Annotated in this window: 17 protein-coding genes and 1 tRNA gene; 15 read left to right on the top strand and 3 right to left on the bottom strand. The window is 55.3% G+C overall.

The features are described from left to right. The first annotated feature begins 1 nt into the window (after window position 1). From CE153_RS00920 to CE153_RS00910, 3 genes are read left to right on the top strand one after another with little or no spacing between them, the layout of a single operon-like run. Complete coding sequence (locus tag CE153_RS00920; protein ID WP_099594844.1) at window positions 2-1,141, top strand: glycosyl hydrolase family 8; 1,140 nt, start codon at window positions 2-4, stop codon at window positions 1,139-1,141. Next, window positions 1,138-2,727: a glycoside hydrolase family 43 protein gene (locus CE153_RS00915; RefSeq protein ID WP_099594843.1), complete on the top strand. Its 1,590-nt coding sequence runs from the start codon at window positions 1,138-1,140 to the stop codon at window positions 2,725-2,727. The genes CE153_RS00920 and CE153_RS00915 overlap by 4 nt, the downstream gene beginning before the upstream one ends. Next, window positions 2,724-4,175: a carboxylesterase/lipase family protein gene (locus tag CE153_RS00910; protein WP_099594842.1), complete on the top strand. Its 1,452-nt coding sequence runs from the start codon at window positions 2,724-2,726 to the stop codon at window positions 4,173-4,175. Before CE153_RS00915 ends, CE153_RS00910 begins: the two co-directional genes overlap by 4 nt. Before the next feature lie 647 nt (window positions 4,176-4,822). On the opposite strand, the gene CE153_RS00905 is transcribed toward CE153_RS00910, so the two are convergent. Beyond that, window positions 4,823-4,910 (bottom strand) — tRNA-Ser (locus tag CE153_RS00905). A 234-nt stretch (window positions 4,911-5,144) separates the two neighbouring features. Between CE153_RS00905 and dinB the strand changes: the two genes are divergently transcribed. The 8 genes from dinB (at window position 5,145) to rpsI (ending at window position 13,883) form a co-directional block, all read left to right on the top strand. Beyond that, window positions 5,145-6,449, top strand: a complete 1,305-nt coding sequence (gene dinB / locus CE153_RS00900) for a DNA polymerase IV (protein ID WP_099594841.1) — start codon at window positions 5,145-5,147, stop codon at window positions 6,447-6,449. Between the two features lie 67 nt (window positions 6,450-6,516). Beyond that, window positions 6,517-7,881, top strand: coding sequence for a CapA family protein (locus tag CE153_RS00895; protein WP_099594840.1), 1,365 nt, complete (start codon window positions 6,517-6,519; stop codon window positions 7,879-7,881). An 81-nt stretch (window positions 7,882-7,962) separates the two neighbouring features. After that, on the top strand, window positions 7,963-8,952 hold the full coding sequence (locus tag CE153_RS00890) for a D-2-hydroxyacid dehydrogenase family protein (protein WP_099594839.1): 990 nt from the start codon (window positions 7,963-7,965) through the stop codon (window positions 8,950-8,952). A gap of 66 nt (window positions 8,953-9,018) precedes the next feature. Further along, window positions 9,019-9,657, top strand: a complete 639-nt coding sequence (locus tag CE153_RS00885) for a YigZ family protein (RefSeq protein ID WP_099571169.1) — start codon at window positions 9,019-9,021, stop codon at window positions 9,655-9,657. A 32-nt stretch (window positions 9,658-9,689) separates the two neighbouring features. Further along, window positions 9,690-10,361 (top strand): AbrB family transcriptional regulator, encoded by a 672-nt coding sequence (locus CE153_RS00880; protein WP_099594838.1) that lies wholly within the window; start codon window positions 9,690-9,692, stop codon window positions 10,359-10,361. Between the two features lie 68 nt (window positions 10,362-10,429). Beyond that, window positions 10,430-12,592, top strand: coding sequence for a 4-alpha-glucanotransferase (gene malQ / locus CE153_RS00875; protein ID WP_099594837.1), 2,163 nt, complete (start codon window positions 10,430-10,432; stop codon window positions 12,590-12,592). Window positions 12,593-12,921: 329 nt separating this feature from the next. Next, window positions 12,922-13,371 carry a 50S ribosomal protein L13 gene (gene rplM, locus CE153_RS00870; protein WP_003836021.1) on the top strand — a complete coding sequence of 150 codons (450 nt, stop codon included), beginning with the start codon at window positions 12,922-12,924 and terminating at the stop codon, window positions 13,369-13,371. A 20-nt stretch (window positions 13,372-13,391) separates the two neighbouring features. Further along, complete coding sequence (gene rpsI, locus CE153_RS00865; protein ID WP_099570970.1) at window positions 13,392-13,883, top strand: 30S ribosomal protein S9; 492 nt, start codon at window positions 13,392-13,394, stop codon at window positions 13,881-13,883. Between the two features lie 88 nt (window positions 13,884-13,971). On the opposite strand, the gene glgX is transcribed toward rpsI, so the two are convergent. Beyond that, a complete protein-coding gene (glgX, locus tag CE153_RS00860; protein ID WP_099594836.1) occupies window positions 13,972-16,419 on the bottom strand; it encodes a glycogen debranching protein GlgX in 2,448 nt (815 codons plus the stop codon). 316 nt (window positions 16,420-16,735) lie between these two features. Here glgX and CE153_RS00855 point away from each other — a divergent pair, with 316 nt between their 5' ends. Continuing rightward, a complete protein-coding gene (locus CE153_RS00855) occupies window positions 16,736-17,137 on the top strand; it encodes a VOC family protein (protein WP_099594835.1) in 402 nt (133 codons plus the stop codon). A 170-nt stretch (window positions 17,138-17,307) separates the two neighbouring features. Here CE153_RS00855 and CE153_RS00850 read toward each other — a convergent pair whose 3' ends face one another. Next, complete coding sequence (locus tag CE153_RS00850; RefSeq protein ID WP_236824418.1) at window positions 17,308-18,438, bottom strand: ROK family transcriptional regulator; 1,131 nt, start codon at window positions 18,436-18,438, stop codon at window positions 17,308-17,310. Window positions 18,439-18,655: 217 nt separating this feature from the next. On the opposite strand from CE153_RS00850, the gene CE153_RS00845 reads away from it, so the two are divergent. The 3 genes from CE153_RS00845 to CE153_RS00835 all read left to right on the top strand — a co-directional run bounded on the left by CE153_RS00845 (window position 18,656) and on the right by CE153_RS00835 (window position 22,049). Beyond that, a complete protein-coding gene (locus tag CE153_RS00845) occupies window positions 18,656-19,924 on the top strand; it encodes an MFS transporter (RefSeq protein WP_099594833.1) in 1,269 nt (422 codons plus the stop codon). A gap of 73 nt (window positions 19,925-19,997) precedes the next feature. Further along, a complete protein-coding gene (locus CE153_RS00840; RefSeq protein WP_099594832.1) occupies window positions 19,998-21,038 on the top strand; it encodes an NAD(P)-dependent alcohol dehydrogenase in 1,041 nt (346 codons plus the stop codon). 39 nt (window positions 21,039-21,077) lie between these two features. Further along, window positions 21,078-22,049, top strand: coding sequence for a helix-turn-helix domain-containing protein (locus CE153_RS00835; protein WP_099570965.1), 972 nt, complete (start codon window positions 21,078-21,080; stop codon window positions 22,047-22,049). Window positions 22,050-22,304: the final 255 nt, after the last annotated feature.

Below are 22,304 nucleotides of genomic sequence, written 5' to 3'. Positions count from 1 at the left end.
TATGACAAATGCAACCGATACCAGCAAGACATTGGGCGAGTCCATGTTCGCACAGTGCGGATATGCCCAGGACGCCATCGATAAGCGCGTGTCACAGGTCTGGCATGAAATTTTCGAAGGTCCGAACAAATTCTATTCGGAGAACGACGAAGGTCTTGCCTATGTGATGGACACCGGCAACAACGATGTACGTACCGAGGGTATGAGCTATGCGATGATGATCGCCCTGCAATACGACCGTAAGGACGTATTCGACAAGCTGTGGGGCTGGGTAATGCGTCACATGTACATGGAGGACGGTCATCATGCGCATTATTTCGCATGGTCGGTCGCGCCGGACGGTACGCCGAACTCGAATGGTCCTGCACCTGACGGCGAGGAATATTTCGCGATGGATCTGTTCCTCGCCTCCCGTCGCTGGGGTGATGGCGAGGATATCTACGAATATTCCGCATGGGGACGCGAGATCTTGAGATATTGCGTTCATAAGGGCGAACGCTACGACGGCGAGCCCATGTGGAATCCCGACAACAAGCTCATCAAGTTCATTCCGGAAACCGAGTGGAGCGATCCGTCCTACCATCTGCCGCACTTCTATGAAGTATTCGCCGAAGAGGCCGACGAAGAAGACCGTCCATTTTGGCATGAGGCAGCTGCCGCAAGCCGTCGCTATCTGCAGGCGGCCTGCGACGAGCGGACCGGCATGAACGCTGAATACGCGGATTATGACGGAAAGCCGCATGTCGACGAGTCCAATCATTGGCATTTCTATTCCGACGCCTACCGTACTGCGGCGAATATCGGACTGGATGTAGCCTGGAACGGTCCGCAGGAAGTGCTGTGCGACCGCGTCGCCGCGCTGCAGCGATTCTTCCTGACCCACGACCGTACTAGCGTCTACGCCATCGACGGCACCGCCGTGGACGAGGTCGTGCTTCATCCGGTCGGATTCCTGGCCGCGACCGCGCAAGGCGCACTTGCGGCGGTGCATTCGGCCCAGCCCGACGCGGAGCATAATGCCCGTGAATGGGTGCGCATGCTGTGGAATACGCCGATGCGAACCGGCACGCGTCGTTACTATGACAATTTCCTCTATGCTTTCGCCATGCTGGCGTTGAGCGGAAAGTATTGGTATGAATGATGATTACCTCAACTAATCCTATGGTCTACACGGATTTTCCTGATCCAGACATCATCCGGGTCGGGGACGTGTATTACATGGCCACTACGACTATGCATTTCACACCCGGGTGCGATATTCTGCGCAGCTATGACCTAGTGCATTGGGAATTCATTGTGCACGCATTGAATATCGTGGCGGATACCCCTGAAGAACGTTTGGAATGTGAAGGTGCCAACGCCTACGGTCGAGGCATGTGGGCGCCGTCACTGCGTTACCATCGGGGCACCTGGTATGTGTTGTTCGCCGCCAACGATACGCATGCCAGCTATCTGCTGACGGCGGACGATCCATGCGGCCCATGGCGAAAGCGTGAGCTTGACGGCTTCTATTACGACAGCGGACTGTTCTTTGACGACGATGATCGAGCCTATGTCGTACATGGGCAGTCGACATTGCGCATCACGGAGTTGAATCCTGAATTAAGCGGGCCGATGCCGGGTGGGCTCGACCGGGTCATCGTACAGGACGATCCGCAGGCTGACCTTGGTTATGAGGGCAGTCACCTGTACAAGCATGATGGACGCTATTACGTCTTCACCTGTCACTTCCCGCAAGGCAAGGGCAAAACAGAAGCCTGCTTGATGGCCGAATCCTTGGATGGCGCTTTCGAAGTGCGTGAAATTATCGACGACGACCTGTCCTTCCATGGTTACGGAGTCGCGCAAGGCGGTATGGTGGACACTCCGGACGGCGACTGGTATGCATTCATGATGCAGGACCGCGGCGGTGTGGGACGCGTGCCGATACTGATGCCGATGCGGTTCGGCGAGGACGGATTCCCCGTCGTCGGCGAGAACGGCAAAGTGCCGCAGTCGGTCAGCGTGCCGGCTGCAAGCTGTGCCGAACCTGTCACGCCCATCAACGGCAGCGAATTCATAGCCCGGCATAATGCCGAAGGCGGAGTCGATGCCAACTGTTTGCAGCCATACTGGCAGTTCAATCACATCCCACATAACGAATACTGGTCACTGACGGAACGTCCGGGAGCATTCCGCCTGCATTCCGGACGCATCAGCTCGAATCTCAATCATGCATGGAACACGCTGACGCAGCGCACGATGGGGCCGGTGACGGTGGCCGAAGTCACCGTCGACGCGTCGACATTGCATGATGGCGACTTCGCCGGATTGGCGGCGTTCCAAGGATGCTATTCCTACATCGCGCTTATGCGAAGGAACGGCCGCACGATGCTGACCGTCCAATACAAGCCGGCGAATGACGATTCCATCTTCTCCGACGATGATTGGGACAGTCCAGCCGTAACGGATGCGGAAATCATGGCGGATGCGGATTGCATACGCCTGCGCGCGGTATATGATTTCACCGATTGCAAGGATGAAGTGACGTTCTTCTACCGCGATGCGGATACGCCGGAATCCGAATGGTGTCCATTGGGGACAGCGCACCGGATGATCTTCAAAATGGATCATTTCACAGGTTGCCGTATCGGATTGTTCCTGTATTCGACAAAAGAGACTGGTGGAATCGCCGATTTTTACGACTTCGCGTATTCGACGCCGGATACGAAGGAAAGAGAGCAATGAAGCGACAGGTCATAGTGGCGCAGGGAACTGTCGAAGGCTTGGCGGCTGAAGATCAGGGCATCACCGTGTTCCGAGGGGTCCCGTTCGCCCAGCCTCCCGTCGGCGGTCTGCGCTGGCGTGCGCCGCAGCCGGCCCTGCCATGGGATGGTGTGCTGCAAGCCTTCGATTTTGGGCCTACCGCGATGCAGCCGACGCCGGGTGCCTCCGATGATTTCTATGATCGTGAATGGGGCACCGATCCGGCCGTGCCGATGAGCGAGGATTGCCTCTACCTGAATATTTGGACTCCGGCATTACGCGGATATGGCGCGGATAGCATGGTAGCCTCCGAAAAGCTGCCGGTCATGGTCTGGATCTACGGCGGAGCCTATCAATGCGGCGGCACATTTGAAAAGGAATTCGACGGCACACGTCTCGCCGCGAACGGCGTCGTTGTGGTCAGTGTGGCCTATCGTCTGAATGCATTTGGGTTTATGACGCACCCTTTGTTGCATGAGGAGGCCGTAGAACGCGGCGATGGCGAATCATATGCGAATTTCGGATTCCTGGATCAGCGTGCCGGAATCCAATGGGTGAAGGAAAACATCGCGAAGTTCGGCGGAGATCCGGAAAACATCACGGTTTTCGGCCAATCGGCCGGTGCCGCCAGCGTCTTGGCCCAGATCTGCTCGCCGATGAATCATGGCCTGTTTCAGAAAGCCATCATGCAATCCGGTGCAGGCTTAGGGTATTTCAATGCGCGGCAGGACACGCTGGAGCATGCGCAGGCCAACGGAATCCGTCTGTTCGAAGCATTGGGTGTCTCCACGCTGGAGCAGGCCCGTGCAATCCCGGCCCGAACGGTATTGGAAGCCGCCGAGTCCCTGCCTGTTCCACCGGACAGCGGACGTGAAGATGACTGGTCGATGATCGTCAATTGGGTGCCATGCGTGGACGGCCTGTTCCTTCCCGATCAGGAGGAGCGTATCGTCGAGGGCTGCAAGGCCAACAACGTCGACATGCTGGTCGGCAACACGACCAATGAGTTCATCGCTTCGACTGAAGATGGGAAGCCTGTGCATGTCGGCCAGCTCGGCAATCTCACGTTGATCCGCAAATGGACCGCAAGCGGTGGGACCGCGCCATACTACTATCATTTCGATGTCGCTATGCCGGGGGATGATGCCGGAGCCTTTCACTCGTCCGATCTGTGGTTCTCCTTTGGAAGCCTTGCGAAATGCTGGCGTCCGTTCGTTGGATGGCATTACGATCTGGCAAGGCGAATGGGGCTGTACTGGACCAATTTCGCCGCCAATGGCGATCCCAACGGAACGGACCGTGACGGAACGCCGCTTCCTGTATGGGATCCTTGCATCGGTGAGGAATGCCCCGCCATGCATTTGTGCCAAGAACCGGGCATGCGGACGGATTGGCTTACCGAAACGGATCGAAAAGCATTTGGCCTGTGACGGCATGCCGTTGATGTATAAATACTGATATGTAAACAGGGACGGTCTTTGCGGATCGTCCCTGCCGCATAATGATTTGCCGTTGCGCGTGCAGGAGGATTTCGAGACTGATTATCCGACTTTTCACCGTTTCTGTCGTCTGGTTCGTCGGTGGCGTCTCGCGGAGGCTCGGGCCATTAAAGACCCTGTTCGGCGTCGGGCGGATATCACGCAGTCGGTAGGAGCCTTGCCGTTTATCTGCTGTTTGAGCATGTCGGTCATGGCGTCGCCCATGTGTATCGTCGCGTTGGATGCCGCCGTCGGATTTGTATTCGATCCACGAGGGAAGGAAAGAGGTTTCCATGTAGTCGCAGAACAGCACTCTACGGCGTTCTATGGCGGTTTCCTCGCGTTTCCGGTCGGCTGGGCTACCCCAAGTTGGATTTCGGCTTTGTCGGCTTCTACGAGGGCTTTTTCTTTCCGGTGTGCATAAATCCAGTATGTCTTGTTGGGTACTCAACTCGGGTACCTTGCTGGGTACCGGAAATGTTGACATTGGCGTACATTTCCGTACATTCTCTGTTTGCGCCGTATGCCTTGAAATCGTTGGTATTTCACCGTTTTGGCATGAAAAAAGGGCCTCCGGATTTCTCCGAAAACCCTCAAGGCGGAGTCAGAGGGATTCGAACCCTCGAGCCGCTAAAAACGACTAACACCTTAGCAGGGTGCCCCTATCGGCCACTCAGGCATGACTCCACTGTTTTACCGTTTTCACGGCGCAACAGCATGTAACTATACCATCTATCTGCGAGCGAAACACCATATCTCGAAAAAAAGATGGAAGAACGTTGGAGCATCAAGGAAAAATCCGTGCTGTATGCATGTGTGTGCCTTATGGAATCGCAACTGTCGACACGCCGGTTTCATAAGATAAACTGCGATATTCGAACATTTGTTTCAGTAGAACGTGAAAACAGCTATCATGGAATCATGAGTACCGCACCGAGAATCGCAGCAGCCAAATGTGACTGGGGTCATGACGAGGCTGGATGCACGGTGCTGCATATCGACATGGATGCTTTCTACGCGTCTTTGGAAGTGGCTCGGCATCCGGAGTACCGCGGCAAGCCGGTGGTCATCGGCGTGGGCAATCGTTCGGTGGTGTCTGCGGCCAGCTATGAGGCGCGGCAATACGGCATCAACTCGGCCATGGCAAGTTCCAGGGCTCAAAAGCTATGCTCGAACGGAATTTTCCTTCCGGTCGACATGCGCTACTATCGCGCGATGTCGCATCGCATTTTCAAGGAAGTATTCAGCCGGATTACCGACCGCATCGAACAGGTATCGGTCGACGAATGCTATATGGACGTTTCCGGAGCGTTGCTGCAGTGGGGCAGTCCCAGTGCCATTGGGGCGTGGATACGTGAACAGGTGGCCTTGCGCTACAACATCACCTGTTCCGTCGGCATCGCGGCGAACAAGCTGGTCGCCAAAATGGCATCCACCAATGCCAAGCCCAACGGCATGTTGATGATTCCCGTGGCGCGGCATGCACAATTCGTGCAGATGATGCCATTGCGTGGCATTCCCGGCATCGGACCTTCTCTGGAAAGGCGTCTGAACGCGTGGGGCGTCAACTCGGTCGCCGACCTTGCACGCATGAGTCTCGAATCTCTGGAACAGGCCACCGGATCTGCTCTTTCCGCACACGGCCTGTATCAGGCGGCCCGAGGCCTGGACGATAGGCCCGTCGTGCCATACACGCAGGAAAAATCGATTGGTGCGGAACGTACCTTCGAAGCTGACACGCAAGACATGCGGCAGGTGTGTTCCATGCTTCGCTGGTGTTGCGATGACGTGGCTACGTCGTTGCGTAAACGTGGTTTCCTCGCACGCAAGGTCATGGTCAAACTCCGATTTCCGGACTTGAGTTATGCGACGAAAGGACGCACGTTGGACTGCCCTACGGACGCGGCGAGCGTGCTTTACCCGCAATGCGTCGACCTGCTGCTCGTCATGATGGGCATGGCCCCGGAGTCCGTGCATGCCGTCTCCCTTGCCCGACCAGTGCGTTTGGCGGGAATGAGCGCCAGCGGACTTGTACTTGCCGAAGAGACCGCGATCCAGCCCTCACTAGATGATCTGCTGGAAGAAAAAGAAGCCGAACGGCATGAGGCTGTTCAAGCAAAATCTGCGCAAATGCAGACCCACGCAAAACGTTTGCGCGGCGCGGAAGCGGCACTGGATGCGGTGCGTCAAAAATACGGCAACAACATCGCCAGCTTCGGAGTGTAGAAGCTAGGGTGCATCCGTTATTCTTGAATTGAAGAGTTGAGAAGGTCTAGGGGAAGGCAGGGATGCCATGAAATACAGGAAAGAGGCAGTGCACGCAACTAACACGGAAGTGCTTGCGGCAGGTCGGCGCAAGCTCGCATTCGCGGCATTGGCCGTGCTTGCCGTCGCGCTTGTCGCGGGAACATGGCTACTGGTGCATGGCCTTCAATCAAAGCAGAGTGATGCCGATGCGAAGCCGGCAACAACGGTGAGCGAGCCAAAAACGGTTGAAAAGAAACAAGTGACCGAACCTGTGGAGCATCATGGCAATTCCTCGGATTGCCCCGATACCGATTGCATCGCCATGCTTGTCAACGGTGATTTGCTATTCCATGAGGGATTGTGGAACCAGTATGCCGGCGCCAACACCGCGGCCACCGACGGCACCGCATTCGATTTCACCGGTCTGTTCGAGCCGATGCGCAAATATATCGACGCTTCCGACATCGCCGTATGCGAATTCGAAACACCTATTGCACAACGTGGCGGTCCATATTCCGCCTATCCGATTTTCAATATTCCTGCGGAAGTGGCAGATGCCGCGAAAAATGTGGGATATCGTGCCTGCACGCATGCTTCGAATCATTCTTGGGATCAAGGTGCCGACGGCATCGCACGTTTGTGGGACACGCTTGAACAGGACGGCATAGCGCAAACCGGTTCCTATAAAACCGAAGAGGATTCGTATAAGCCGCTGGTCATCGATTCGCCGACGGGCGGCGGCAAAATCGGACTCGTTGCGGGAACCGTGTCGTTGAACGCGCAAACGCCCGACTACGACTGGCGTGTGGATCGCCTTCGCGAATCCGGAGATCCGAACCATCAGGCCGATATCGACAAGGCCGTGGCCAAGGCGAAGGCCGCTCGGGAACAAGGCGCCGACGTGGTGGCCATGGCCATGCATTCCGTGCAGGAATACTTGGATTACGCCGATTCCTGGCAGCAGGAGGAAGCGCACGAGCTAGCTGATACGGGTGCATTTGATGTGATCTATGGTGCCGGTTGCCATTGCGCGCAGCCGATCGAGAACTATAACGGCACTTGGATCATCTACGGTTTGGGCAATGCCGTAACCGAATCGGCCAATACGGCAGACACCATCGTAAACAACCAGGGTGTGACCGCGCGTATTCAATTCGCAGGCAAAAAAGGTGTGGCGGGCTCGTGGCGCGTCAACCGTATCGACTGGGTGCCCAGCGCCAATGAGACGCAAGGCAAATACCAATGGTGTTCGCTGGCAAGCGACCATCCGGACGGCACCTGTTGGGATGAAACGCAAGACGCGAATGTGCGCCAACGCATCTGGGACGTGCTCTACTCCATGGGCGCCGACCAAAACGTGGTCAAGGAATGGAATATAACCGCAGAGCGGGCAAGTTCATCTGGTGAATAGTTTTCCGTGGCACAATATGCCTCGTACCGTTGGTTGAAAACGTGGAAGAACCGCTTGAACGTACAGTGTGAGGTGAAAGACATGGATGAAATCTACGAAACCCAGCCGGAACGCACCGATCTGCCGCTGGTGGTTATGCCTGTCATCATCGAATCGATGATCGAACCGTTCGAAAAGAACTTCGAGCTGTTCAAAGACATTGCCCGCGTACGCATGTACAAGGATTTCACGCTCGATGAAGACACCATCGTCGCGCGTTGCGCCGAAGCCGACGCCATCATGGTGGTCGGATTCCACTGCACCGACTCAATCCTCGACCGTCTGAACGCCAAATGCTACGCTTTCGGCGGCACCGGCGTGGCCAGCTACATCAATCTAGACAAAGCAAAGGAACGTGGCATCCGCGTATGCAACGTGGTGCACTACGGCGACCATGCCGTAGCCGAACACACCATCGCACTGCTCATGGAACTCGCCAGGCAGGTCGGCAAGCTCGACAGGCAAGTCAAAGAAGGCAACTGGGGTGGTGCCGACGGCTACGAACTGTACGGTAAGAAGCTTGGCATCATCGGCCTTGGAGGTATCGGCCAAACCGTGGCGCGTATCGCCGGAGCGTTCGGTATGAACGTGTCCGCATGGAACTCCCACGTTCCCGAGCGGGTGTTCACCGATCTGAACGTCACTCCGGTTGACGACATGAACGAACTGATTGCCGGATCTGACGTGGTGTCCATCCACCTGCCGTTGTTGGACTCCACAAAAGGCATCGTCACCGCACAAAACCTTGAAGCCTTGAAACCGGGAACCATGTTCATCAACACGGCTCGCGCGGAAATCATCGAGCCGGGCGCGCTGCTCTCCAGACTCCAGCGCGGCGACATTCCTGCGGCACTTGACGTGTTTGACCATGAGCCGCTCGCTGTCGACGATCCGCTGTGCTCGATTCCAGGCATCATTCTCACCCCACACACCGCCTGGCGTACCGACGGCGCATATGTGGGCATCACCGAACAGGTGGTCCAATCGGTCGCTGCTTACTTTAAGGGCGAGGATTTCAACGTCGTCGTGTGAGCGATCGTACGAAGCGGTATAAGAAAAACGTACGGACGGTCGGCGTGATTAGGTAGGTTGAAAGACATGCAGACCATACTCGATTCCGCCGATCAGCCCGCACATGATGCGTTCGTCGAGAAGAAATCGGAATTCATTGGCGACGCCTGCCATATCGATTCCTTGGATGAGGCGATCGCGTTTGTGCAGATGATTCGCGATCAGCATCCGAAAGCCCGTCATGTTGCCTATGCTGCGGTGTGCGGCGGTTCCGACGGTCGTTTGGCCGAACGTATGAGCGATGACGGCGAGCCGTCGGGTACGGCCGGCAAGCCGATTCTCGACGTGCTGCGCGCCAACGAGATGACGGATTGCGCGGTTGCCGTCACCCGGTATTTCGGTGGGATCCTATTGGGTTCCGGTGGCCTGATCCGTGCATATTCCACGGGCGCGTCCATTGCCGTCAAAGCGGCGACCAAAGCGAAAATCGTGCCGTGTAGCGAATATCAGGTAACGCTCGACTACTCACAATTGGGCAGTTTTCAGAATCTTCTCGCCTCGGTGCAGGGTGAGCAGGCGGACGCGCAGTATACCGATCGCATCGTATTGGCGGTTGTCGTGCCGCAGGAGCAATCGCAGCAATTCGAATCGCGTGTGGTTGAAACGTTCAATGCAACCGTGACTCCGCAAAAAACGGGAACTTCCAATCGTCCGGTGAAAATGTGAATCCCGGAAGGCAATGGCGTAAGGTGGAAACTATGACCGATGCTGAAATCAAGCAAGACGGCAATGCCGAGAACGAATCCGCACAATCGCAAGGCCAGAAGATTCCTTTGGATTTCGAGCCTCTGACCGCGACCTACGAGCGTTTGCGGCATTCCACGGATGCCGCTGAACTGAGTGAATTCGCGCGCCGGCCATTGCCTGACCGTTCCGAACAGGCTGCGTTCTCGCGCGCCACGGCACTGCTGGAGGCTGTCGCAGGCAATGCACATACGCCGTTGGAAGATCGTGTTTTCCTTGCGGAAACCATGCCGTTTCCGAATATTCTCGTTAAACTGTCCACCGACGAATCCATTGAAGTGCGCAAAGCCGTTGCCGGCAATGCCAATGATAAGAATTGGCTGGTGGGGCGTCTCACCAAGGATGAGTCCCTCGAAGTGCGCGATGTCGCGTTGCGCAACAAGCGGACATCTTGGAAGATGAGGCTCGAAGGTGCGCAGGATCCGGATATGGATTCGCGAACCCTTGATTTTTTGGGATCCTTGGGAACCGAGATCGAGCCGAATGCTCCGGCGGTGCTCGCTTCCATGGTGCGCAGGGCCGTTGCGTTGAACCCGAATGCATCCGATCAGATGCTGGAAAAACTTGCGCAGGATGCGTCGGGAGAAGTGAAAAGGGCTGCTGAAAAGCGTCTTTCGGAAAAATAGTTGCATACGTTGTCATGTTGTGAGATTCTTGCGCGTGGTGTGTGTGATTGGGGCATAGACTGTTGCTTATGACAGAACAGACCGAAAATGCAACGCGTCTAGCCCGTCCGCTCATTCGTCTGGCAAAGTTGGTGGGTGTCGCTACCAGTTATGTCGGTATGAGCCGTGATTACCACGAAATCGAAGACGATGTTCTTGTGGCGGTGCTCAAGGCGCTTGGAATCGACGCTTCCAACGATGATGCAATCGAACAGTCCATCGCCGCCATTCAGCGTGAACGTAACATCCGAATCATTCCTCCGACCGTGCTGCACATTGTCGGTAAGAAAAGCAAGATAGAGGTTCATGGCGGCGCGCTTGACGTTCCCGAAGCTTCCATCACGTTGGAAGATGGCGAGACGTATGCCGGCAAAATCGAGCATGAGGGCGGCAACGGTGCCGCGGTTGAGGTCGATGGCGGATTTGTGTGCACATCGTACCTAGTGCTTCCGGAAGACCTTCCCGAGGGATATCACACCCTTGAGGTCACCGTGGGCGGCAAGACGGAGTCTGCAACCGTTATCAGTGCTCCGGAGAAGATCGAACTGCTCGACGAGATGAAGGAAGGCTCCCTGTGGGGCTGGATGAGCCAGCTCTATTCCATCCGTTCCAGCGGTTCTTGGGGAATCGGCGATTATGAGGATCTGAAGGCCCTGCTCGTCGAATCCAAGAAGAAGACCGGTGCCGACTTCATGCTGATCAACCCGCTGCATGCCGCCGAGCCGGTGCCGCCGATCGAGCCGTCTCCGTATCTGCCGATTTCGCGCCGTTTCATCAACTTCAGCTATATTCGTCCGGAATCCATGCCGGAATATGCCGCGCTTTCGCCGGAAGACAAGGCGAAGGTCGACGCGCTGCACGAGCAGGTCGAGCCTCTCAACGGCGATGCGCAGGTTTTGGACCGTGAAACGATGTGGCGCACCAAGATGCAGGCGTTGTGGATCATCTACAAAGCAGGTCTTTCTGTACAGCGTCAAGCTGAGTTCGATCGGTATCTCGCCGAAGTGGGCGATGAGATCGAATCCTATGCCACGTGGTGCCTGTGCTACGACAAGTGGGGCGCCTCCAATGGCAGCGACGACGATTGGGTGCGTAAGTACAATCGTGATTCCGAAGAGGTCGCGCAGCTTCGCGCGCAGTATCCTGACACGCTCGAATTCTACCGTTGGCTCGAATGGGTCGCCACCGAGCAGCTGCATGCGGCCCAGCAGGCGGCTCGTGACGCAGGCATGAAGATCGGCATCATCGCCGACATGGCGGTGGGTGTGCACCCGGCCGGTTCCGACGTGTGGTGGAATCCTGAACGTTTCGCCAAGGGTGCCACGGTCGGCGCCCCGCCAGACATGTTCAACCAGCAGGGTCAGGATTGGAGCCAGCCGCCGCTGAACCCGATCGCCCTTGATCAGACCGGTTACAAGGTGTACCGAGACATGGTGCATGGCATGTTCTCCAATGCGGGCGCGGTGCGTATTGACCATATTCTTGGCTTGTTCCGCTTGTGGTGGATTCCGGAAGGCAAGAAGGCCATGGACGGCACCTACGTGCATTACGATTCTGACATCATGCTCGGCATTCTCGCGCTGGAAGCGTCTCGCGCCGGTGGCGTGGTCGTGGGCGAGGATCTTGGCGTGGTTCCGGCTTATGTGTCCAAGTCGCTGTCCGAGCACGGCATTCTCGGTTGCGCAGTGGAATGGTTCGAACAGTTCGACGGTGTGTTCCGTGCGCCGAAGGATTGGCGTCCGTATGCGCTGGCTTCCGTCAACACGCACGATTTGCCTCCGGCGGCAGGCTACTTGGAGTATGGGCATGTCAAGCTGCGCGAGCAGTTGGGATTGTTGTCCGGTCCGGTCGAGGAATTCAAGAAGTCCGCGGAAGCCGAGCATAACGCCATGCTGAACATGCTTGTCAAGGAAGGCTATCTTGACGCTGACGTGCTGGAAGACGAACTTGCCAACGAAAACGAAATCGTCGACGCCCTGTACCGCGGTCTTAAGGGATCGCCATGCAAGCTGATGGCAGCATCCATCGTCGATGCGGTCGGTGAAAAGCGTACGCAGAACCAGCCGGGAACCAGCAACGAGTATCCGAATTGGCGTATTCCCCTGGCTGACGGAGATGGCAATGTCGTGCCGCTGGAAGAGTTGTTCGGCAATGCTCGACTGCAGGAGATCGCGGCGATTATGTGCGGCTGATCGCATTTGGCAGCAGCTTTTAGATATATAAAACCGGCGATATGAAACGGAACGTCCATTTGTGTATCGCCGGTTTTTCGTTGCTGTGCAAAAAGGGGTATTTTGCGCTGATTTTGCTATGCGATGTGTCGCAAATGTCAAGGCTGGCGATATACTAGTAGATTGTTGTGTTTCCCTACGGGGTCCTTCAAAGCGCTTTTCCCACTCGCCATCGAGGACTTTCAGGGAGCCCACGGATAATGAGACCTGAAAACGGCATCATTCTGCGCTTAACCAACGCATTGATGTTGATGGAAGGTCCGGAACACAATATATAGAAAAGGTACATCGTGAAAACTTTCACTCCGAAGCCAGCTGATCTGACTCACGACTGGTACGTTATCGACGCCACCGACGTGGTGCTCGGCCGTCTCGCTTCCCAGGCAGCCATCCTGCTGCGTGGCAAGAACAAGCCGACCTACGCTCCGCACGCCGATTCCGGCAACCACGTGATCATTCTCAACGCCGATAAGATCGCTCTGACCGGCAACAAGTTGGGCAAGGAACTGTACATGCACTCCGGTCGTCCGGGTGGCCTGCGTCGCGATAGCTACGGCAAGCTGCTCAAGACTAACCCTGAGCGCATCATCAAGTCCGCTATCAAGGGCATGCTGCCGAAGAATCGTCTGGCCAAGGTCCAGCTGGATCGCCTCCACATCATCTGTGGCACCGAGCATCCGTACGCTGGCCAGAAGCCGCAGGTTTTCGAGATCGCTCAGGTCTCGCAGCAGGCTAAGTGAACCGAAGGGAGATAAGAAACATGGCTGAAAACACCAACGACTCCGCGGTTCTCGAGACCGAAGAGGAGCTCACCTCGTACACCACCGAAACCAACGCTGGCGCTGGCACCGGTACTTCCGCTATCGCTCCGGGCTACGGCACCGGTCGTCGCAAGGAAGCCGTCGCTCGTGTTCGTCTGGTTCCGGGCACTGGCAAGTGGACCATCAACGGTCGCACTCTGGAAGAGTACTTCCCGGCCAAGCTGCTGCAGCGTGAGGTCAACTCCCCGATCGTGCTTCTCAAGCTCGAAGGCAAGTTCGACGCTATCGTCCTCGTTGACGGTGGCGGCACCACCGGCCAGGCTGGCGCAATCCGCCTGGGCGTTGCCCGCGCTTTGAACGCCATTGATCGTGATGCGAACCGCGCAGCCCTGAAGAAGGCTGGCTTCCTGACCCGCGACGCTCGCGTCGTGGAACGCAAGAAGGCCGGTCTGCACAAGGCACGTCGCGCTCCGCAGTTCTCGAAGCGCTAAAGCTTTACGGCTTATACGAAACCCCTCGGAAATTCGTTTTCCGAGGGGTTTCTTGGTATTTGAGCGATTCAAGCAGCTCTTGATGGAATCAAGCGGTCGGCATCTGCTTCATCGCACTGATACTCAACGCCGGAAGCGTCCACAATGTCGGATCGTCTTCCGACAATCCATCGTCGGCGGATTGCAGATTTGCTTCATCGTCTTGCGTCTGCCAGTACATCATATTGATGCGGTGCAGATGATTGCGCAATCTGCCTGCCGGCTTGTTTTCCGACTCCTCGTCGAATTCCGACACCCGTTCGATGGATGTTCCCAAACCGGGATATTCTCCAACAATCTCAGCCGAGGACCAGACCATCTCCCATTCAATGCCTTTCGGAAGATGGAAACGCGTAACTTCGTCAGATCCATTGATCAGAATTAGCAGGGTCGGCTCGTCGGGGGAGAGCAGCTGCATGGCGAACGAGCGTACGGAAGGATTCGTCCAATCCGAATCGTTCGGCATCTGCCCGTCCGGAAGATACCAATGCACGCGATCGGATTTCTTCAGTAAACCGATTTCGCTCAGGCGAGTGAAGAAATCCTCATGATTGTACAAATCGAGGGATTTCCGCAATGTGATCAAGCGTGACATTAGATTGAATTGCTTCAATTCCGGCGTTTGCTCGGTGCTGTACAGCCAATCCCAATCAAGCCATGTAGTGTCGTTGTCTTGCGTGTAGGCGTTGTTGTTGCCGTTTTGCGAATTGCCGAATTCGTCGCCGGCGAGCAGCATTGGCGTGCCCAACGACAGTAGGAGCGTGCCCAGCAGGTTCATGATGGCGCGCTGGCGCTGCCGTACGATGATTGGGTTGCTGCTGGGGCCCTCGTGGCCGAAATTGACGGAATGGTTGTCGTTTGTTCCGTCGTGGTTGTTTTCGCCGTTGGCCTCGTTGTGTTTGCTCTTGTACATGGTCAGGTCGGCGGTGGTGAAGCCGTCGTGGCAGGCCACATAGTTCACGGAGGCGGTCGAACCGCGGCCGGGGTCGGTGGCGAACAGGTCGGAGGATCCACATAGTCGTGTGGCCATGTCTTGCATGGTCATTTCGCCGTGTTCGCCGCCGCGCGCGCGATTCACATCGGTCAGCCAGAATTTGCGTGTGCAATCGCGGAAACGGTCGTTCCATTCCGCGAAAGGAATGCCGAATTCGCCGGTACGCCAGCCGTTCGGGCCGCAATCCCATGGTTCCATGATCATTTTGAGATTGCCGAGCAGCATGTCGGAGCGCAAAGCGTACAGGAATGGATGGTAGCGGGTGAATTCACCGTCGAGACGTGCAAGCGTCGCCGCGAGATCGAATCGGAATCCGTCGATGCCAATGCGTTTGGCCCAATAGCGCAACGAATCCACGGCGAACGTGGTGACGTGCGTGTTGGTGAAATCAAGCGTATTGCCGCAGCCGGTGGTATCGTACAGGCGACTCATCTTGTCTTTGGTGCGTCGATAGTACGACAGATTGTCAAGTCCACGCCAACATACGGTCGGTCCTTCCGGTCCGGATTCGCAGGTGTGGTTGTAGACCACGTCCATAATCACTTCGAAACCGGCCTCGTGCAATGCGCGCACCATGTCAATGACTTCCTGGCGTACGGCGGCGGCGCCGGCCTCCTGCGAGCGTTTGGTGGCATATGAGGCTTCCGGTGCGAAATAGCCAAGCGTCGAATAACCCCAATAGTTGACGCGTCCACGTTCCTGCAGGAAGAGTTCGGACTGTTTGGCTTGGATCGGCAGCAGTTCGATGGAGGTGACTCCTAGATCCTGCAGGTAGGAAAGCGTCGCCGGATGCGCCAATCCTGCATAGGTGCCGCGAAGTTCTTTGGGCAGCCATGGCGCATTGGCGGTGAAGCCTTTGACATGCAGCTCGTAAATCACGGTTTTGCTCCATGGCACATGCGGATGCGACGGTTCGCCATCATGCTTGTTGGCAGCGCGGTCGTCTATGGCTACGGAAACGGGAACATGGCCTACGGAATCGATGGTGCTCATCGGTCCGAAGGGGGAGCCTTTGACCTTGCCGTTGACGATTTCGCATTCGTAGGCGAATGCGCCCGGATCGAGTTTCATCGATCCTTCGATGCCTTTGGCGTATGGGTCAAGCAGCAGCTTGTAGGGGTTGAAACTCACGCCATGATCGGGATCCCATGGGCCGTTGACGCGGTATCCGTATTGCATGCCGTCCCATGCTTGTGGCACGTGCACGTACCACAGTCCGTAGTTGGGACCGTCCATGCGGAACAGTGTTTCACGAAGATTGAACGAGGGAATGCGTCTGGTGCAGATGCGCTGTTTTTTTGCCTGATCGATGAAGGTGAGTCCCGGCTCGTTGAACAGACGGACTGCATCGGCATAAAAGGCACTTGGTTGATCGAGGGGTTCAAGAACGCAGAACCATACCTGATCGGCGGTTTCGGAGCGGACGATGGCGTCGGCGCCACCGTCATCGGTGAAATAGAGACCTGGTCGGGTTGCGTAGCGGTGCAAAGGTGGGTTCTTCATAACCTCATTCTAAACACTTTGAAATTATCTGTTGGCTTGCTATGTCGAGGCTGTCGACGCTCGTGCCGGTCTGATCCAGCCGTGAGCTTGAACTCGAGCAGGTGCAGGACTTCCTCGACGGCAAAAATCGCCGCCGCTTCCAAGGCTGTCGTCAAAATCGGTGCCTGACGTTGTTTATTCGTCCTGAACAGCTTGGAATTAGCGAAAAAGTATCACGACATGACGGCAAATGCGCCGCCGACATCGCCGCATAGCGCATATCCTAATCACAAAAGGGAAAAATCAATCGTATTCATCGTTATCAGGAGGTATTTTTATGGCGAAAGCAATGTCTGAATTCACTACCGATCTGCAGCATTCCGGCATGCCGGCGAAGGATCTCGACGAAACCATCGAATTCTATACAAAGAAGCTTGGTTTCGAACTGGACGGACTGTTTCATAACGGCGAAAATCGTTGCGCATTCCTGCGTTACGGCCATCTGACCATCGAAACGTGGGAGGGTGATCCGGCTCCGCTGACCACTGGTGCCATCAACCATTGGGCATTCGACACTCCCGACATCGAAGCCGCATTCGAAAACGCGAAGGAACTCGGGCTGAATTTCAAAGATAATGAAATCCAGCATATCGACAGCTTCTGGGAGCATGGCATCCGCTACTTCAACGTGTACGGACCGAACGGCGAAACCATCGAATTCTGTCAGATTGTCAAATAACTATCGTTAGATGATTACCGTCAAATAATCGTTGAAAACAAATACAACAAACGAAACAGACGGAAGCAAACAAAGAAGCGTGTGCTGAACCTTATATACGGGTTCGGAACACGCTTCTTTTTGTTATGCAATCGATGCGATTAATGCGATTAATATGTGCGCAAAAGCGGTCACATATCGCATAGTTCGCGTACGTACGGCTCCACAAAACGCAGGGCCGCGCCAATAATGTCTTGATGGTCGAGCGCCATTCCCTTGCGCAGGGCGAAATCCGTGGTGCCGAATGGCGTATGTTCCACCACGCGTTCGCGTAGTCCGGCCATATCGTCATCATCGAGATATTGTGCTGCCTCACCGCTGATGATCACGTCACCGGCCAGTACCGAGCGAATATTCGTTACCGCCAGCGCCACATAATCCAGCCATTGCGAGAATCGTTTGCGATGCTCCTGCTCGCCTTGTTCCAACACCGAAAAGAAGCCGGGCAGGCTTTCGCCGTCTTCCATCAGCGTTTCCGGCGAGCAATACGTATCCATGCAGCCCTGTTGCCCGCAGTAGCAGGTGTTGCCTCCTGGAATCAGCGTCATATGTTCGATTGAGCCATTGCATTGGTTCGGCCCCTGGTAGAGCGATCCGTCTACGATGACCGCGCCTCCTGGGCGTCGCTCGAGGTAGATGCAGACGGCATCCTTCAGATTGTGGTCGAACCAAAGTTCCGCCATGGCAGAAGCGTCGAAATCGTGAATCATCAGCGACGGATAGTTGAGGCCGTGGCTGAGTTCGCTGAGTTTCAGGCCGGTGTTGTTCATGATTTTGCCGAAGGTGATCGACTGCCCGTCTACCGATACGATGCCTTGCATGCAGAAGGCCACGCCTAGCACCGTGCTGCCTTGTTTCGCCAGTTCCTGCGCGAAACCGTTGATGATGCCGTTCATGCGCTGGTAGTAGGCGTCGTTGTTGCGATAGGGGAGTGTGCGCTGTCTGGTGGCCACGGATTTGCCGTTCAGATCAATGGCGATGGCCGTGATTCGTGTGGTTTGGATTCGCACGCCGATAGCCACACTGGAGTGTGCCGCGAATTCGTAGATTTGCGCTTTGCGTCCACCGGTGGATTGCTGCATCTCGCCTTTGACGATGAGCCCGTCGGCCTCCATGGCGCGCAGATTCTGCGTGATGGTTGGCAGGCTGAGCCCTAATTCGTGTTCGAACATCTGTTTGGTGGCTGAACCTTGGGTATAGATGAACGCGGTCATGGCCTTGAGATTGGCTTCTTTGACTGATAGGGCGGATTGGGCTTTCACTGGTTGATCCTTCCTACGCAACTTCTTTTTCAAGACTACTTCATAAAAGTCCTTTCCTTATGTCTCGTGTTGGTCTGAGATATCAGGTATTGCAAAAAAGTATCAAAAATAGCTGTGCATAAAGGATTTTCTGCCACTTTTCTGCGTCGAAAATATGTTTATCAACAAAAAAGTTGAGACGGTGACAACGACGTTCTACCAAGAAAAGAGACATGTTATGAAGATAGGTCTGCCGCGCACGCTATTGGCCGGCTTGGTCGCCATAGCGGTGTTCATGACTGGCGATGGCTTTGAATTGACTTTTTTGTCCAAATACATCGTGGACCAGGGATTCAGTTCTTCACAATCGTCGCTGATGTTCACCATGTACGGGCTGATGGCTGCGCTTGCTGGCTGGGCGTCCGGTGTGCTAGCTGAAATGTTCGGTGCCAAACGCATCATGCTTATCGGCGCGAGCGCCTGGGTCGTTTTGCACCTGCTGTTCGTTGGTGTGGCGCTGCCGAGCGGCGTCTATCCGCTGATGTTAGGAGTGTATGCGTTGCGGGGTGTTGGCTACCCGTTGTTCATCTACTCGTTCGTGGTGTTGATGGCGCAAACCATCGATACTGCCAAGCTCGCGTCGGCCATGGGGTGGTTTTGGGCCGCCTACTCGTTCGGCATTGGCGTGTTCGGCGCATATTTGCCGAGTTTCACCATTCCGCTGGTGGGCGAGTACTACTCGCTGTGGCTTTCGTTGCCTTTTTCTATAGCTGGACTGCTGATTTGCCTGCTGATGGTGCCGAAAAGCAAGAGTTCTGACACCTCTTCCATGAGTAATGCAGACAAGCTGCGCGAGCTTAGTCGAGGAGTCACCATTCTGGTGCATAATCGCCAAATCGCTTTGGCTGCGGTGGTGCGTGTGATCTGCAATCTGACATTGTACGGCTTTCCCGTCATCATGCCACTCTACTTGGCCACTACCAACAATGGCGGCGGCGCTTGGTTTAAGGTTTCGCAATGGAGTCAGATTTGGGGATTCCAGTTTGTGGTCACCATTTTCGGCAATGTGTTCTGGGGTCGTATGGGCGATTCGCATGGTTGGATGCGGCAAATGCGCTGGTTTGGCTGCTGGTTCTGTGTGATCGGCACGCTGGGCATGTATTACATTCCGCAGTTTTTCGGGACGAATATGGTGCTTATGTGTGCTGATGCGGTTGTTCTTGGATTGGGAATTTCCGCTTTCGTTCCTATGGGAGCCGTGTTCCCTGCGTTGGCGTCGGAACATAAAGGTGCTGCGATTTCCGCGCATAATCTCGCTTCCGGTCTGACTACGTTTTTCGGTCCGCTGATTGCGACGGTGCTGATTTCCACTATCGGATTCGGCGGCGTGTGCTGGACGTATGCGATCTGCTATGCGATCGGATCGTTGGTCACGCTCGGCATTCATCCTCATCAACCCGGATTTGACGATCGTGGCCATCGCATTACCGCGATCGAACGTAACTAATCGCAATTGAATATCAATTGCTCAATCATCATTTTTCTCAAAAAAACATCATTATCCACAAAGGAGAATAATCATGAAGGCAGTCGTTCTCGAAGAGCAGGGCGTCATCAATGTGCGTGAGGTGCCTGACGTCCCCGCACCTGGTCTAGGCGAGCTGAAGATCGCGCCACATACCGTTGGTGTGTGCGGTTCCGACCTGCATTATTACACTCATGGTCGCGTGGGTAAATATGTGGTGGAGCAGCCGATGATTCTCGGTCATGAGGCTTCCGGCACGGTGGTTGAGGTCGGTCCTGGCGTCGAAGGCTTCAAGGTGGGCGATCGTGTGGCCATGGAGCCCGGCATTCCGGATATGAGTTCGCGTGCCAGCAAACTGGGCATGTATAACGTCGATCCTGCGGTGCGTTTCTTTGCCACTCCGCCGATTGATGGCTGCCTGTGCGAAACGGTGAACCATCCTGCGGCGTTCACCTACAAGCTGCCCGACAATGTGAGCTTCGGTGAGGGTGCGCTGCTTGAACCGTTGGCTGTGGGCATGTGGTCCGCCACCAAGGCTCGTATCAAGCCGGGCGATGTCTGCGTGGTCACCGGATCAGGCACGGTCGGCATGCTGACCGCGTCGTGCGCGTTGGCGGGTGGCGCTTCCAAGGTGCTGATCTCTGATGTGTCGGCAATCAAACTGGCGATTGCGGCTCAGATTCCAGGTATTATTCCGGTGGATCTCACCAAGGAGGATCTGGTGGAGCGCGTCCGCGAGGAAACGGGGGGCTGGGGTGCTGATGTGGCTTTCGAGTGCTCGGGCTCGCCGAAGTCATACGAGACATTCTGGAAGCTGATTGCTCCCGGTGGCGCTGCCGTTATCGTTGGCATTCCGGTCAATCCGGTGGCTATCGACATTACGGAACTGCAGGCTACCGAGGTGCGCATTGAAAATATCTTCCGTTATGCCAATGTGTATCAGAAGGCCATTGACCTCGTGGCTAACGGTAAACTGAATCTGAAGCCATTCATCACCGACACCTATGCGATGGAGGATGCCAAGGCGGCGTTCGATCGCATGGCCGAGGGGCGTCCTGGAGACATTAAGCTGCAGATTACTGTGAATAACGACTGACGTTACGCATGTTACGGAACGACGAAAGGGGTCTATGCCATGGGCGCTGTTGCACAAGTCAACGATAATCGGCATGGGAAGGCGGCTTTGGCTCAGACCTCTTTTGGTGGATTCGTGCCGAAAGGTGGAAGTTCGAACGATTCCGGCGTATTGGAGATCATTGTGCCGGACGCGCAGGCTTCGGTGCGTTGGGCGAAGCATGGCTACCCAAGCTCGTTGGCGAAATGGCATCATCATCCTCATATTGAAATTCATCTGATTCGGGAAGGTACCGGATTGATGATGGCGGGCAATGCCGTTGTTCCGTATGAGGCCGGGCAGGTTGCATTGATTGGTTCGAATCTTCCGCATAATTGGGTGTCCGACATCGCTCCGGGGGAGCGGCTTCGTCAGCGTGATGTGGTGTGCCATGTGCGTCCGGAAACCATGCGTCTGCTGATGTCTGGATTTCCGGAAACGTCTGGTTTTGCAATGGTGTTGAGGCGTGCGGAGCAGGCGTTGGTGCTGAGCGGTGAATCCGCTCGTCAGGCCGGTTCGATTCTGGAAAGCATGGAGGAACATAGTCTTGCTTGCCGTGTTAGCGATCTGATTCGTGTGTTGGATGTGTTCGCGCATGCCCCCGCAGATGAATCCTATACAGTGGTTGCGTCCGGATACGATCCGGCTGTATGCAGCGGTGCGGAACGTGTGGTCAACGATGCCATTGAGTACATTTCATCGCATCTGAGCGGTGAAATTAGCCTGGATTTGGCCGCTCATCAGGCCGGAATGAGTGTTTCGGCTTTCTCTCGTCTGTTCAAAAGGGCCGCAGGAATAAGGTTTTCGGATTTTGTTCGACGATTGCGTATCGGGCATGCATGCAGATTGCTGACGACCACGAATCAAAGCGTCGCGTCGATTCGTCGTGCTTGCGGATATGGCAACGCTTCGAATTTCAATCGTCGCTTCTTTGAAGAAACGGGCGAAACTCCTACTGGCTGGCGGAAAAAATACATTGGACGAACAAGATAAGTAAATCGACTTTGTAAAAGTTTGATATGATTGATATCATATAGAAAATACTTTTATAAAAGATGAGGAGGTGAGACTTGAGAAAGTGTGTGTGATTTATGATAAAAAGCAACAAAAACGCTCAAAATGATGTTTTTAAAGCTTTTTGATTTCATAAAAGAACGCAATCTAAACATTAAATGAACAGAATATAACATTTCTCTTGCGACACGACACAGTGGAAGATCATATTGCATACTCACTAAAGTGTGTCCT

This window comes from Bifidobacterium sp. N4G05, from assembly GCF_002742445.1.
Lineage (GTDB): Bacteria > Actinomycetota > Actinomycetes > Actinomycetales > Bifidobacteriaceae > Bifidobacterium > Bifidobacterium hominis.
The sequence above is the reverse complement of the archived record's forward strand: the minus strand, read 5'-3'. Positions and strand labels throughout refer to the sequence as shown.